This window comes from Proteiniborus ethanoligenes (genome assembly GCF_900107485.1).
Lineage (GTDB): Bacteria > Bacillota > Clostridia > Tissierellales > Proteiniboraceae > Proteiniborus > Proteiniborus ethanoligenes.
The window spans coordinates 1-14,195 of record NZ_FNQE01000031.1; the positions used below are offsets into that span (position 1 = coordinate 1).

Sequence of the window (14,195 nt, forward strand, 5' to 3'; positions counted from 1 at the left end):
ATTAAGACTTCACCATCAGCGGTCATAGCAGCGGCAAAGTGCTTTAGTTTGGCAATATCAATGCCAACGTAAATCATAGAACCACGTCCTTTATAATAATTGACAACTGTTTTGATCCACCTAGTCTTATTCTCATAGCCTTGCGGGAGATAAAAGTTTAAAACTTATCCAACTATAAATGATTTAAATAAGACAGTGGCAATACACTCCATCTAATAGTCAAGCTATAGGTAATTATAAAAAGTCCACAGTGTCTAATTTGATTATAGCGGATAATTAAAATAAATAAGGAAGGAGAGTATGATTTTAGTCCTTGACTATATCATACAAGGTAATTATGAAAAAGTTAACTTTATTAATAATGCTTCTGTTAATAATCATCACAATTACAGGCTGCACAAATCCTGTAAAATCTGAATTGTTTGACTATGTGAATGTATTAATACCTTCTGTTTCAAATCTAGAAGATAAGGCTTTATCTAAGTATGAAAATATGATTGAAAATGTTAATCTATCTTCTGAAGAAATGCATAAGATACTAGAAAATGATGTTATCCCTTCGTATAAGGAATTCCTCACTAAATTGGAAAACATCAATTTGAAGACTGAAGAAGTAAAAAAAATACATAATTTATATATTAAAGGTGCCCAAACGCAATTAAATGCATTTATGCTTATTAGTGAAGGCTTAAAGAACAAGGATAACTCTATATTAGATGAAGCAAATACACATATTCATAGAGCTAAAGAATATATGGATACATTTAGGAGTGAGATTCAAAGCCTAGCAAATAGATTAAAAATCAAACACAAGTAACCGAAAGGATGGTAGCATGACTGAAAAAATCTATCTTGAAAATCCATATTTAAAGGAATTGACTGCAAAAGTAGTAAATAAAGAATATTCTAATAGTAAATTTTATATTACATTAAATAGAACTATAATATATCCTCATTTATCTGGCGGACAACCTATGGATAAAGCTACTATCAACGATATAAAGGTCATTGATGTATACGAGGAAGATGACAAAATCATTCATGTACTTAGTGATAATATTAACTCAAATTCAGTTAGTTTATCTATTGATTGGGATACACGTTTTGATCATATGCAGCAACATTCAGGACAGCACATACTATCTGCAGTTTTTTACAAGCTATACAACGCAACTACTTTAAGCATGCATATCGGACGTGAATACGTGTACATAGATGTTTCTCTGCCTTTATTAACTGAAGATGATATTAAAAAAATTGAAAGATTTGCAAATGAAATAATATATAGCAATTTCCCTATAAAAACTTATAAGGTTGAAAACAACGATATAAGTTCTATTCCCTTGCGCAAACCACCAAGGGTAGATAGAAATATTAGGGTAGTTGAAATAGAAAATGTTGATTATTCTCCTTGTGCTGGAACACATCTTAGAAATACTGGAGAAGTTGGTATTATTAAAATAAGAAAATGGGAACGATACAAAGGTAATATTCGAATAGAATTTGTCTGCGGTAATAGAGCCTTAAAGGATTACTCCTTGAAAAATCTTCATATAAACAGTATCTCTGCTTTGCTTTCTGCTAAGGATATAGATACTTATAATGCTGTAGAGAAGCTCTATAATGATTATAAACTATTAGAGAAACAATTGTTAGATACTAAAACAGAGCTATTAACACATCAGATCAATGATTTTCTGAAGGAAAGCTATACTAAGAATAATATAAGAATTGTTCACAGGATTTTATATGACTTTGATCCTAAAATGGCTAGGTATGCTATGTCTCAAATATTAGCATTAGAAAACACTATATGCATTCTATGTGTTGTAGAAAATAATAACAAATGCCAAATTTTGATGGGAAGATCCCCTAATATTAATATAGATGTAAAAGAGATCTTTAATTCTGTTATCCATTTGCTAGACGGTAAAGGTGGAGGAAATGCTGAACTAGCACAAGGTGGGGGAACAAATATAGACAACATACCTGTTTTTATGGAAAAAAGCTTAGAAATATTAGATGGTTTAATTTAATATTTTATAAAATAAAGAGAAGTGTTTCCACTTCTCTTTATTTATTCATAAAAGCTTCTATTTCCTCAACGGTTTTTATTATATCAATTGATAGGTTTATACAGCCATCAGGCGTAACTACAACATTATCTTCTATTCTTATACCTATGCCTTCTTCTTCAATATATAATCCTGGTTCAATTGTTAATACCATTCCTGGCTCAAGGTTTACATCACGCTCTCCGACATCATGGGTATCTAGCCCTAAATAGTGACTTACGCCATGGTAATAATACTTAGATATCTCATCATCGTCTTTAATTAGACCAATTTTTTTACATTCTTCAATTAATACCTTTTTAGTTACTTTGTTTAATTCTTTATAAGGAAGTCCTGGCTTTACCGCATTTATTGTTTCTAATTGTGATTTTAAGACAATATTATAAAGTTCCTTCTGTCTTTCTGTAAACTTTCCATTTACAGGAAAGGTTCTAGATATATCTGCACAGTAATTATTATATTCTGCACCTAAATCAAATAGTATAAGGTCTCCATCCTGCATTTCACAATTATTTTCTAAATAGTGTAATACTATTGCGTTTTTTCCAGAAGCAGCAATGGTATTAAAAGCATGTCTTTTTGCTCCTAGTCTTTTTATTTCAAAATCAAAATAAGACTCCAGCTGATATTCCATCATGCCTGGCTGTGAATTTTCCATGATCATTTTTATGCCTTCATTAGTAATATCTATAGCTTTTTTAATCATCTCTATTTCTTCTTCTGTTTTTATCATTCTAGATTTAACAAGTATGCTATATGCATTGTTAATCTTAATATGTGGATATCTATCTCTAATGTCTTTTGCTAAGCTTAAGGCTTTAGTATTATCAAAGTCCCATCTTTGTCTTTCTAAGTCTAAGTAAAAATTAGAAAATTCACCATTAAACAATGTACTGTTTAAATATTCCGTAAGACTATCTATTGGTTTAACGTTTTCTATTCCTGAAATCTCTTTAGCCTCATCTTCTGTCATTCTAAAACCTGTCCATTTTTCCTCTAATTCTGTAACTTTATCTATAAATAAATTTTCTTTTACTTTACCTTTTTTCTTTTCAATTAATAAAGCAAATTTTTCTCTTTCAGCACCTACTAGATAAAAGAAGTTTTTATTAACTATAAAATCGTAATATGCATCTGCAGATTTGTGAGGAGCCGTACCTGAGAATAATAATAACAATGAATTATCTTCTAGCTTGTCTGTGATTTTTTTTCTGTTGTTTATGTAAAAATCTTTATTCATATCTGCACCTTCCTAAAATTATTCATATCATTTTTTCATCTCGCAAAATTCTAAATACAGCTGAATACTCTAAATCTTTAATCTGAATTATTAATTCCTTATAATCCAATTCAAAATTTATCACAGATGAATATATATCTATGCTTCTTAACAAATGAACTGTACATATTGTATTATTAGCTGACTTGCTAAATCTCATAACTAGATTTTTTATCATTGAGCATTGGATTCTATTTCCCATATAATCAGGCATATTACTAAACTGTAAGTCTAAGGTTCTACCTTCTAAAGGTACTATAATATCAATGTCTACATCATCTTCTCTTAATATTCTTACTTCAAAGTCGCTTATAATATTAATACCATATTGTTTTAAATTTACAGATATATCCCTCATCTATTTAATAATATCCTTATATTGAAAATCTGCCCCTAGTATATGACTAGATATCCAATTTACAATAAAGTCTAAAATATCTAAAATAACTTTTTTCTGCTTTGAATCTATGTCTTGAGTGTCAATTTCGACTAGCTTTTTTACAAACATTTCGTGTTGCTGTTTGTGCTCTTCAAGTTTATTGTAGTTATATTTTTCCATTAATTCTTCTTCATATCCAAAATGGTATTCGGTATATTCTTTTAAATGGCCTAATAATGCTATTATCTCATCATAATGGTCTTGTCCATCCTTTAATGTTGCAAGATTATATATTTCCCCTCCTATCTCAAATAATCTTTTATGTTGTTTGTCAATTTCCTCTATTCCTGTACTAAACCTATCCTTCCAATTAAATATCATTATTTTTCCTCCTTTGAGAATTATTATTAATTATATCATATTTTTTTGAAAATCTAAAACACTAAGAATTTCTGTATGTATTTTAATTTTTCATAATTTTCTTAGATGCAATACTTCCTATTATGAATAAGCCTGCATTAAAAACCACTATTAAATAATCAAATACATTTTGGTTTGGTATTCTTCCTATTAATCTGTTTACAGAAAGGAAAAGCATTGTAAGAAAAACTGTGTTTGTAATATTGGCGATCTTCCATTCTAGCTTAGAACTTGTATCTATTATAGTTATTATCAAGTCTAAAATCAGAAAGAAACACAGTACTATTGTAGCATAATAAATCATTTCTACCATCATGCACAAGCACTCCTTAGGCAATTTAAATATATTAAAAATTTAATCTTTTTTCATATTATTTAAGTTAGTTTATTCAACACTAAAATTGTTTTTCCTCTAATTAACATAAAAAGTTATTAAAGAACATCTAAGTTATTAAAAACATAAATATATAATAGACAACTAAATAATGAAAGGATGAAATAGTATGATACTTTTTAATGGTAATATGTATTGTCCATATACAAATCCCTATATAAGCTATAATAATTTTTTTGAGTACGGAGAAGAAATAAATGCTATTGCATATATTCATGGTGGGCCTTTAGCGCCAAATCTAAAAGGAGTTGTTTATTTTAAAGGAGTAGATAAAGGCACAGACGTTAAAGTAAGAGTTTCTAATCTTCCTAACTATGAGCCTGCTAGAAATGGTAATCCTCCTATTGGTCCACACGGCTTTCATATTCATGAAAATGGTCTATGTGAAATAGGTGATCCAAACGACCCATTCAAATCAGCGGGTGGACATTGGAACCCAGATAATCAACCCCATGGTAATCATGCAGGTGATTTCCCTGTACTATTCTCAAACAATGGTTATGCAGAAATGAGTTTTTTTACTAATAGATTTAAACCAAAAGATGTCATTGGTAAGTCTATAATAATACACCAAAGTCCAGATGATTACCGTTCGCAGCCTGCTGGTGATGCAGGTAAGAGACTCGCTTGTGGAGTAATACAACCTAAATATTATTAAAACATTATTTTCTTAGAAAAACACAATAGAAGCATTCCCTTAGGATTTTAGATAGGGATAATTTCTATTGTGTTTGATTTTTTTAATATCTCTGCCGCATATTATTTACTTCTTAAACCCGTCTACATTATTTTTATGGAATTTCCAAGCTGAGGATATTATATCTCTAATATCTGTATATTGTGGTTCCCAGCCAAGAATTTCTTTTGCCTTCTGTGAAGAAGAAACTAGAATCGCAGGATCCCCATGTCTTCTAGCTGTAAACTCTTTATTAATAGAAAATCCTGTAACATATTCAGCTGCTTCGATAATCTCTTTTACTGAAAATCCTAGACCATTCCCTAAATTGAAAATATTGCTTTCATTATCTTTTCTTAAATACTCAAGTGCTAATATATGCCCATTTATTAAATCTTTTACATGTATATAATCTCTAATACAGGTCCCATCCCTTGTGGGATAATCATCCCCGTAGATAAATATTTTTTCCCTTTTATTTAAAGGGACCTGAAGTATTAAAGGGATTAGGTGGGTTTCAGGATTATGATCTTCTCCAATAAGACCTCTAGGATGAGCTCCTGCTACATTAAAATATCTTAGTGCAACATATTTTATTCCATAAGCTATATCTGCCCATTTCATCATTTTTTCCATAGCTAGTTTAGTTTCGCCATATGGGTTCGTGGGCTCAGTAGTATCTGATTCTTTTATAGGAAAAGTTTTAGTTTCTCCATAAACAGCAGCAGAAGAAGAAAACACTATCTTTTTAGTATTATTTATAGCCATAGCCTTTAGCAATATTTCGGTTCCATGGACATTGTTGTTATAATACTTTAGTGGATCTATCATACTCTCGCCAACTAAAGAATTAGCCGCAAAATGTATTACTGCTTCAATCTCATGTTTTGAAAATACAGTATTTAAAAAGTTAATTTCTTTAATATCCCCTTGATAAAATATAGCTTCTTTATGTATAGCATTAATATGTCCTGTCTGAAGGTTGTCAACAACTATAACCTTTTCTCCATTTTCTATTAAATCATATACGCAATGAGAGCCTATATAACCCGCTCCACCACAAACAAGTATAGCCATATTAACTAGCCTCCTTAAATGGATTTTCTCTTGAAATCTTTTGTGTATATTATACCATTAAAGTTTTTTATTGTTTACATATTATATTCTATCCGCAAAAAATGACCAATTATAATTGGTCATTTTACGAGGTAAGTTTTTTATAAATAACTATTTTAAATGAGCTATATTTTAAATGAGCTTTTCAAGGATACTATTCTATTAAATACCAATCTATCTTTAGTAGTATATTTAGTGTCTACATTAAAATATCCATGTCTAAAAAACTGAAATTTATCCTGTGGCATGGCTTCTTTCATGTTTGGCTCCACGTATCCTTGTAATATCTCTAGAGAATTTGGATTCACATTATCCAAAAATGTATCCCCTTCTTCCTCTTCATCATCAAGAATTAGAGGCTCATAAAGTCTTATTTCAGCTGGCATTGCATTGCTTGCTTCCACCCAGTGAATTGTCCCCTTAACTTTTCTTCCTGTGAAACCTGTTCCACTCTTAGTTTCAGGGTCATAAGTACATCTTAATTCAACTACATTTCCTTGATCATCTTTTATTACCTCATTGCATTTTATAAAATATGCATTCTTTAATCTAACTTCATTCCCTGGAAAAAGTCTAAAGTATTTTTTAGGAGGTTCTTCCATGAAGTCATCACTTTCTATATATATTTCTCTAGAGAATGGAATCTTTCTTTCGCCTAATTCTGGGTTTTCAGAATTATTCTCTGCATCTAGCCACTCAACTTGCCCCTCTAGATAATTTGTAATAACTACCTTCAAAGGTCTAATAACAGCCATTACTCTGGGTACCTTAAGCTTTAAATCTTCTCTTACAAAATGCTCTAGCATTTGCTCATCTACAACACTATTATTTTTTGCAACTCCAATGGCTCTACAAAAGCTCTTAATAGCATCTGGAGTATATCCTTTTCTTCTAAGTCCAGATATTGTAGGCATTCTTGGATCATCCCAGCCATCTACAATGTTTTCATCTACAAACTTTTTTAGCTTTCTTTTACTCATTACTGTATTGGTCAAGTTTAATCTTGCAAACTCTATCTGCTGTGGTTGATGCTCCATTTCACATTCTCTTACAAACCAATCATATAATGGTCTTTGATCTTCAAATTCTAATGTGCATATAGAATGTGTAATACCCTCTATTGCATCCTCCAAAGGGTGAGCAAATGAATACATAGGGTATATGCACCATTTGTCTCCTGTGTTATGGTGTGATGTGTGGGATATTCTATAGATAACTGGATCCCTCATATTTACATTAGGAGATGTCATATCTATTTTGGCTCTTAATACCTTTTCACCGTCTTTAAATTCACCTTTTCTCATTCTTTCAAAAAGATCTAAGTTTTCTTCAATAGTTCTATTTCTATATGGGCTTTCTTTTCCTGGCTCTGTAAGGGTCCCTCTGTATTGTCTTATTTCATCTACAGATAAATCACATACATAAGCCTTCTCCTTTTTTATCAATAGCACAGCTCTATTATACATTTCTTCAAAATAATCAGATGCAAAATATAGAGCTTCCCATTGAAAGCCAAGCCACTTTACATCCTCTTTTATAGATTCTACATATTCTACCTCTTCCTTTGTTGGATTTGTATCATCAAAGCGAAGATGTGTTCTACCATTAAATTCGTCAGCTAATTCAAAATTTAAAGTAATAGACTTAGCATGCCCAATATGTAAATATCCATTAGGCTCAGGAGGAAACCTTGTAATTATTTCTTTATGCTTTCCAGACTCTAGGTCAGCTATTACAATATTTCTAATAAAATTTGATGATATTGGTTTATCATTCATCGTAGCACAACCTTTCTTTTCCTTTGCGTTTTATTATTAACTTATAATATAACATAGTTATAGAACTTTTTCCATTTTAATTGTTTTTTATTTTATGATATATTATTTTAACCCTTTTATTAGTATTATGCAATATTATATGATTTTGATATATGTTAATATTTTTATCTAAAGATGTCTTATAAAACCCTGTGGATTATTAAGAAATGACCTGAAAAATTTAACTGATTCTATTTCATTATAGACTGTTTTTTTTATGGGTAAACTATTTAGGTCATATATAGAAGCATCTGGATGTGCCATGATTATTGGAGAATGAGTAGCTATAATGAACTGAGAATTTTGCTTAATCATTTCTTTAATCATAGCCATAAAAGCAAATTGATTCATCGGAGATAAAGGTGTTTCAGGCTCGTCTAATATATATAGTCCATTAGGAATAAATCTGGAGCTAAAAAACTCTAAAAAACTCTCTCCATGTGATTTAGATTCCAAACCTCCATTATACATATTGTCCATTTCATTTAAGGAACGTGCATAAGGCATTCTGGCAAGACTATGCGCGTGTAGAGTTCTTCCTGTATATCTGTTATCAATCTCTTGTAACTCCTGTTCCATATCCATTCTAATCTCATGTAATTTTCTCATATAATTAATAAAATCTTCAGCTCTTAAAAAGAACCCTTTATTTGTTTTTACACTCCAGGATAAATTTAGATATTTAGAAAGCTTTCTTGCATATTCAAATTCTCTATCTGTGTTAATATCTGTATCTCCTATTGCAATTGAGCCTATAGCACAAGCAATAGCCTCTAACAAAGTAGATTTTCCAGTCCCGTTCTCTCCTACAAGTATGGTTATAGGTGAGTCAAAGGTTATTTTTTCAAAAGAGCTTATTAATGGGATACTAAATGGATAGCCATGGTATGACTGGTGCTTTTTATTTAAATAGCTTACTTCCTTTAGATGAAACATGTTTATTCATCCTTTCCTTATGTCCGGACTTTGTAGATATATATTCTCTCAAATACTGATATTATCAAATTCATATGTTTATGTAAAGAAAAACTACTTCTCTTTTTAAAAAAGAAGTAGCTTTTCAAAAAAACATTTTACTATATTCCGAAGGTTTTAGATTCTAAATATTGTATTATTTTATCTTAAACTTTTAGATAATTTCTTTACATAGTTTTTATACTCCATTGCTGCTTTTCTGTTAAGTTTTCTTTCTGTATATTCAGCTTCTTTTTTTAGTTTCATATAACTTTCGTATCTTTCTTTACTCAATATACCATTATTAATTGCATTAATTACAGCACATTTTGGTTCTGTTGTATGAGTACAGTCTGAAAACTTGCATTGTAAGGAAAGTTCCTCAATATCTTCAAATGCAGTTTCTATACTGTCACTAACATCTAGTACATGTAACTCTCTCATCCCAGGAGTATCTATTACAACTCCTCCATTTGGAAGTAGCATAAGTTCTCTGTTAGTAGTAGTATGTTTTCCTTTTTCTCCTATGTTGCTTACTTCTTTGGTTACCTGTCTATTTTCACCTAAAAGCTCATTGATAATAGTAGATTTTCCTACACCTGATGATCCTAAAAAAGCAAGGGTTATACCTTTATTAATATATTCATTAATATGAGTAATTCCTAATTTATGAATACAACTTATAAAATGAACATCTATTCCAAATGAAATTTCTCTTACCTGTTTAAGCTTTTCCTCAATATCATCACATAAATCAGCTTTTGTAAGAAGAATTACTGGTTTAGAACCACTGTCCCATGCCATTGTAATATATCTTTCTAATCTTCTTAGATTAAAATTATTATTAAGTGACATACATAAAAATGCTATATCAACATTAGTAGCTATAATCTGTTCTTCAAATGTTCTTCCTGCAATTTTTCTCGAAAATTTACTTTTTCTACTTAATATTTCATGGATAATAGTTCTATCGTCATTTTCTTTTATTTTATCCAGTATAACCCAATCTCCTACTGCTGGATAATCCTGTCTACCTGATGCAGAGTTAATCATTTTCCCTGATACTGATGCTAATATATTTCCTTGTTCACTATATACTTTATATAGATTTTTATATTCTACTGCAATTCTTCCAACACTATAAAAGTTTCTATATTGTTCAAACTCTTTTTCTAATCTTTCATTCCATCCCAAGTCATATAAATTATATTTATTTGTCAATTATAAGCCCTCCTGTTATTTTAGGGCATAAGAATACCCTAGTAAGTAATAATTCAGATTACTCCTAGGGTTTAATTACAAATTAATCAATAGCTAATTACAGATTAACTTATTTCTAGGAGTAGTCATTATGAAACAATTAATTTTGTTTAAATATACACTATCCATATTATTTTTCATAAAACATCACTCCTTTCATTGTACTTAAGATAATAATAGCAAATTATAAGTTTTTTGTAAACAGTATTTATTATAGTTCTTTATTCAATGATACAATCTTTGGTTATTTATTAATATTAAACCAGAATTTCTTGCATTAATGAATAAGAGCCAAGTTTTTAATCTTGACTCTATTATGATTGTTCATATTTTAATATTATTTGAATCAATTTATCTCTTACTTTTTCAATTTCGTTATAGTTCATATTAGGAATATACTGTGCTTCCATCATATCATGATTTTTCTTAGCACCTGCTAATTTATTAATGGCTATTGATATTAATTTCTCATAATTTTTTTTATTTTCCTTTATATCTTCTTCATAGTTATTTGATATTTCTTTGTTCATATAATTCTTAAAATCTATTGTCTTATAATTATTATCTTTAGCCCAATCCATTATAGATAATGCTATACTTAAATCCTTAATTATTATAGTTTCTATTTTTTCAGGTATTAATGGTGTGTGAAATATCTCTACATCTAAACCTCTTTGAATTGCTTCCTTATATATATTTTTCATCAATGTTGTTTTTCCTGTTCCTAGCTCCCCTTTTATGTAATAGGTTTTTTCTACATCTCTTAGCAATGTATCTGTATGATCTACCCATCCACTTGGTGTAAATGCGCTACCAAACAAATGTCTTTCTTTCCCTATTTTCTCTACTACCTTTAAATTTCCCAATATTTCCTTTACTAAATCGTGGATTAGTATATTAACCTTACTAAAATTCATTACTTCTTCCATCTTCCAAATAGTATCTTCTTGAATAAGCCTTGCTGCTTCAAAATATTTATATGCACTTTTATAAAACTTACTGTTTCTATCTATTACTTTTATTATTTCTTCTTTATTATTTTCTAAACCTTTAGAGTCCCAGTATTCACCTAGATTTACTATCATATCTACAGCACCTGGATACTTAGGGTCTATAACATGTGGTGCAGTGCCATCTAATACTGCAACCTTTAACTTAGGTATCATAACACAGTCGATAGAATCTTTATCCGAAGAACAATGATGGTACTCTACATCATATCCTTTCTCAAGCATATACTTTCCAATATTTCGCATCATTGAAGATTTTCCTGTTCCTGGTCCTCCTTTTAATATTATTATTTTATTTGCATCTTTTCTATTTATTATATTGTCATAGTATGAAAAAAATCCTTTTGATGTATTGCCACCTGGAAACATCCTTCTAATCTTTGCCATAATAAAGCCTCCTAAAAAGATTTTATATAATAACTTATTCTCTTAGATTTATTATGTGCATATAAGGAAAATACTTTCCTTTAGAAAAAATTCAATTAGTTTAAAATACAACACTATTACAAGTTAGCATTGACAAATGTAATAATTTTGATAAATTATAATTAGCACTCTATTATGAAGAGTGCTAATTACATAAAAATTTTACGAAGGGAGAAGATTTTATGGTAAAAAAAGAGTTTAAAGCAGAATCAAAGAGATTGCTTGATCTTATGATTAACTCCATTTACACTCATAAGGAAATTTTCTTAAGAGAGCTTATTTCCAATGCTAGTGATGCAATCGATAAAATGTATTATAGAGCCTTAACAGATAAGAGCTTAACCTTTAACAAAGATGATTATTATATTAAGATTGTAGCCGATAAAAATAATAGAACTTTGAGTATATTAGACACTGGTATTGGAATGACAAAAGAAGAGTTAGAAGAAAATCTTGGGACAATAGCACAAAGTGGTTCCTTTGCATTTAAAAAAGAAAATGAATTAAGAGACGGATATGATATTATAGGACAGTTTGGTGTAGGTTTTTACTCTGCTTTTATGGTGGCTGATTCTGTTACTGTTATAAGTAAAGCCTTAGGAAGTCAAGAAAGCTATAAATGGGAATCAACAGGTGCTGATGGATATACTATTGAGCCCTGTACGAAAGAAAATGTTGGTACAGAAATTATCTTAAAATTAAAAGAAAATACAGATGACGAAAAATATGATGAATTTTTAGAAGAATACAGATTAAGAGCTATTATAAAAAAATACTCTGATTTTATAAGATATCCTATAAAAATGGATACTAGCACAATGGCTCTTAAAGAAGGTACAGAGGATGAGTATGAAGAAGTAATTGAAGAAAAGATAATCAATAGTATGGTTCCAATATGGCGTAAAAACAAAAATGAGCTAACTAAGGAAGATTATGAAAATTTTTATTCAGAAAAACACTATGGCTTTGATGAACCACTAAAATATATTCATATAAGTGCTGATGGTGCAGTAAGATATAATGCTATTTTATTTATTCCTGAAAAGATGCCTTTTGACTTTTATACTAATGAATATGAAAAGGGATTAGAGTTATACTCTAGTGGGGTTCTAATAATGAATAAATGTCCAGACCTAATTCCAGATTATTTTAGCTTTGTTAAAGGAATGGTTGACTCAGAGGATTTATCTCTAAATATATCAAGAGAAATGCTTCAGCATGATAGACAATTAAAGGTAATTGCTAAAAGAATTAAAGAAAGAGTTAAGAGCGAATTGCAGCTAATGCTTAAAAATGAAAGAGATAAATATGAGGAATTCTTCAAAACCTTTGGGAAACAGCTTAAATATGGAGTCTATAGTGATTTTGGTCAAAACAAAGAAACACTTCAAGATTTATTAATATTCTACTCTTCTACAGAAAAGAAAATGGTTACTTTAGAAGAATATATAGAAAGAATGAAAGAGGATCAAAAATATATTTATTATGCTTCAGGGGATTCTATTGACAAAATTGATAAAATGCCTCAAACCGATATCCTATCAGAAAAAGGCTATGAAATATTGTATTTTACTGACGATATTGATGAATTTGCTATTCGTATGCTAATGAATTACAAAGATAAGGAATTTAAATCTGTTTCAAGTGGGGATTTAGGTATAGAAGATAACGCTAAAGAAGAACAAACATCTGAAACTGAAGTAAATAAAGAAATATTTGATTTTATGAAAGAAGCTTTATCAGATAAGATAATAGATGTCAGAGCATCAAAAAGACTAAAAAACCATCCTGTATGTCTTGCAACTGATGGAGAACTAACTATAGAAATGGAAAAAATATTAAGCACTATGCCTAACAATCCAAATATTAAGGCTGAGAAGATTTTAGAAATCAATACTAATCATCATGTGTTTAAAGCCTTAGAAGATGCCTATAAACATGATAAGGATAAGCTTAAATTGTATACTAATGTTCTATATAACCAAGCATTGCTTATTGAAGGATTGCCAATAGGTGATCCTGTAGAGTTCACCGATAATATATGTAAGCTTATGATATAATAAATTGAAAGCCTCTATGACTATGTTTTTGTGTCATAGAGGCTTTTTGTAAGCTACTCACAACTTGTCTGCAATTTGAAACTACTTACAAGTAGCTCTTTTTCTGCTTTATTTAGCTGTTTTATAGCATATTCTCTTTTGGTAGCTGCAAATTTATCATCTATTTCTTCAAAATATACAAGCTCCACTGGTCTATTGGCTCTTGTGTATTTAGAGCCTGTTCCATTATTATGTTCAATTATTCTACGTTCTAAATCCGTAGTCCAACCAGTATATAGTGCATTGTTTTTGCATCTTACCATATATACATAAACCATACTATCAATCCT

The 14,195-nt window shown here is 29.7% G+C and carries 14 protein-coding genes; 4 read left to right on the forward strand and 10 right to left on the reverse strand.

Annotated elements, in window-relative coordinates; genetic code table 11:
• Window positions 1-337 precede the first annotated feature (337 nt).
• Together BLV37_RS12140 and BLV37_RS12145 are read left to right on the forward strand one after the other, a co-directional pair.
• Complete coding sequence (locus BLV37_RS12140) at window positions 338-817, forward strand: hypothetical protein (protein WP_143031518.1); 480 nt, start codon at window positions 338-340, stop codon at window positions 815-817.
• 16 nt (window positions 818-833) lie between these two features.
• Window positions 834-2,036, forward strand: a complete 1,203-nt coding sequence (locus tag BLV37_RS12145) for an alanyl-tRNA editing protein (protein ID WP_091731909.1) — start codon at window positions 834-836, stop codon at window positions 2,034-2,036.
• A 37-nt stretch (window positions 2,037-2,073) separates the two neighbouring features.
• Here the strand turns inward: BLV37_RS12145 and BLV37_RS12150 are convergent, their stop codons facing one another.
• From BLV37_RS12150 to BLV37_RS12165, 4 genes are all read right to left on the reverse strand, one after another.
• Window positions 2,074-3,315 carry an aminopeptidase P family protein gene (locus tag BLV37_RS12150; protein ID WP_091731912.1) on the reverse strand — a complete coding sequence of 414 codons (1,242 nt, stop codon included), beginning with the start codon at window positions 3,313-3,315 and terminating at the stop codon, window positions 2,074-2,076.
• A gap of 22 nt (window positions 3,316-3,337) precedes the next feature.
• Window positions 3,338-3,712 (reverse strand): hypothetical protein, encoded by a 375-nt coding sequence (locus BLV37_RS12155; protein ID WP_091731915.1) that lies wholly within the window; start codon window positions 3,710-3,712, stop codon window positions 3,338-3,340.
• Window positions 3,713-4,114 (reverse strand): bacteriohemerythrin, encoded by a 402-nt coding sequence (locus BLV37_RS12160; protein ID WP_091731917.1) that lies wholly within the window; start codon window positions 4,112-4,114, stop codon window positions 3,713-3,715.
• An 82-nt stretch (window positions 4,115-4,196) separates the two neighbouring features.
• Window positions 4,197-4,469 (reverse strand): hypothetical protein, encoded by a 273-nt coding sequence (locus BLV37_RS12165; RefSeq protein ID WP_091731920.1) that lies wholly within the window; start codon window positions 4,467-4,469, stop codon window positions 4,197-4,199.
• Between the two features lie 187 nt (window positions 4,470-4,656).
• Between BLV37_RS12165 and BLV37_RS12170 the strand changes: the two genes are divergently transcribed.
• Complete coding sequence (locus BLV37_RS12170; RefSeq protein ID WP_244270536.1) at window positions 4,657-5,205, forward strand: superoxide dismutase family protein; 549 nt, start codon at window positions 4,657-4,659, stop codon at window positions 5,203-5,205.
• Between the two features lie 105 nt (window positions 5,206-5,310).
• On the opposite strand, the gene galE is transcribed toward BLV37_RS12170, so the two are convergent.
• The 5 genes from galE to BLV37_RS12195 all read right to left on the reverse strand — a co-directional run bounded on the left by galE (window position 5,311) and on the right by BLV37_RS12195 (window position 11,767).
• Window positions 5,311-6,300: a UDP-glucose 4-epimerase GalE gene (gene galE / locus BLV37_RS12175; RefSeq protein ID WP_091731922.1), complete on the reverse strand. Its 990-nt coding sequence runs from the start codon at window positions 6,298-6,300 to the stop codon at window positions 5,311-5,313.
• Window positions 6,301-6,464: 164 nt separating this feature from the next.
• Window positions 6,465-8,117, reverse strand: a complete 1,653-nt coding sequence (locus BLV37_RS12180; protein WP_091731925.1) for a glutamine--tRNA ligase/YqeY domain fusion protein — start codon at window positions 8,115-8,117, stop codon at window positions 6,465-6,467.
• Between the two features lie 168 nt (window positions 8,118-8,285).
• Window positions 8,286-9,092 carry an AAA family ATPase gene (locus tag BLV37_RS12185; RefSeq protein ID WP_091731927.1) on the reverse strand — a complete coding sequence of 269 codons (807 nt, stop codon included), beginning with the start codon at window positions 9,090-9,092 and terminating at the stop codon, window positions 8,286-8,288.
• Between the two features lie 180 nt (window positions 9,093-9,272).
• A complete protein-coding gene (gene rsgA / locus BLV37_RS12190) occupies window positions 9,273-10,331 on the reverse strand; it encodes a ribosome small subunit-dependent GTPase A (RefSeq protein ID WP_091731930.1) in 1,059 nt (352 codons plus the stop codon).
• Window positions 10,332-10,684: 353 nt separating this feature from the next.
• Entirely contained in the window at window positions 10,685-11,767 is a 1,083-nt protein-coding gene (locus BLV37_RS12195; protein WP_208975267.1) for a PRK06851 family protein, read from the reverse strand.
• 221 nt (window positions 11,768-11,988) lie between these two features.
• Here BLV37_RS12195 and htpG point away from each other — a divergent pair, with 221 nt between their 5' ends.
• Window positions 11,989-13,866 (forward strand): molecular chaperone HtpG, encoded by a 1,878-nt coding sequence (gene htpG, locus BLV37_RS12200; RefSeq protein ID WP_091731935.1) that lies wholly within the window; start codon window positions 11,989-11,991, stop codon window positions 13,864-13,866.
• 53 nt (window positions 13,867-13,919) lie between these two features.
• On the opposite strand, the gene BLV37_RS12205 is transcribed toward htpG, so the two are convergent.
• Window positions 13,920-14,183 (reverse strand): GIY-YIG nuclease family protein, encoded by a 264-nt coding sequence (locus BLV37_RS12205; protein WP_091731938.1) that lies wholly within the window; start codon window positions 14,181-14,183, stop codon window positions 13,920-13,922.
• Window positions 14,184-14,195 lie beyond the last annotated feature (12 nt).

Excerpts from the sequence above, each read along its gene's own strand:
- BLV37_RS12140 (WP_143031518.1), top strand. The coding sequence starts at position 338 with ATGAAAAAGTTAACTTTATTAATAATGCTTCTGTTAATAATCATCACA.
- BLV37_RS12145 (WP_091731909.1), top strand. The coding sequence starts at position 834 with ATGACTGAAAAAATCTATCTTGAAAATCCATATTTAAAGGAATTGACT.
- BLV37_RS12150 (WP_091731912.1), bottom strand. The coding sequence starts at position 3,315 with ATGAATAAAGATTTTTACATAAACAACAGAAAAAAAATCACAGACAAG.
- BLV37_RS12155 (WP_091731915.1), bottom strand. The coding sequence starts at position 3,712 with ATGAGGGATATATCTGTAAATTTAAAACAATATGGTATTAATATTATA.
- BLV37_RS12160 (WP_091731917.1), bottom strand. The coding sequence starts at position 4,114 with ATGATATTTAATTGGAAGGATAGGTTTAGTACAGGAATAGAGGAAATT.
- BLV37_RS12165 (WP_091731920.1), bottom strand. The coding sequence starts at position 4,469 with ATGATGGTAGAAATGATTTATTATGCTACAATAGTACTGTGTTTCTTT.
- BLV37_RS12170 (WP_244270536.1), top strand. The coding sequence starts at position 4,657 with ATGATACTTTTTAATGGTAATATGTATTGTCCATATACAAATCCCTAT.
- galE (WP_091731922.1), bottom strand. The coding sequence starts at position 6,300 with ATGGCTATACTTGTTTGTGGTGGAGCGGGTTATATAGGCTCTCATTGC.
- BLV37_RS12180 (WP_091731925.1), bottom strand. The coding sequence starts at position 8,117 with ATGAATGATAAACCAATATCATCAAATTTTATTAGAAATATTGTAATA.
- BLV37_RS12185 (WP_091731927.1), bottom strand. The coding sequence starts at position 9,092 with ATGTTTCATCTAAAGGAAGTAAGCTATTTAAATAAAAAGCACCAGTCA.
- BLV37_RS12195 (WP_208975267.1), bottom strand. The coding sequence starts at position 11,767 with ATGGCAAAGATTAGAAGGATGTTTCCAGGTGGCAATACATCAAAAGGA.
- htpG (WP_091731935.1), top strand. The coding sequence starts at position 11,989 with ATGGTAAAAAAAGAGTTTAAAGCAGAATCAAAGAGATTGCTTGATCTT.
- BLV37_RS12205 (WP_091731938.1), bottom strand. The coding sequence starts at position 14,183 with ATGGTTTATGTATATATGGTAAGATGCAAAAACAATGCACTATATACT.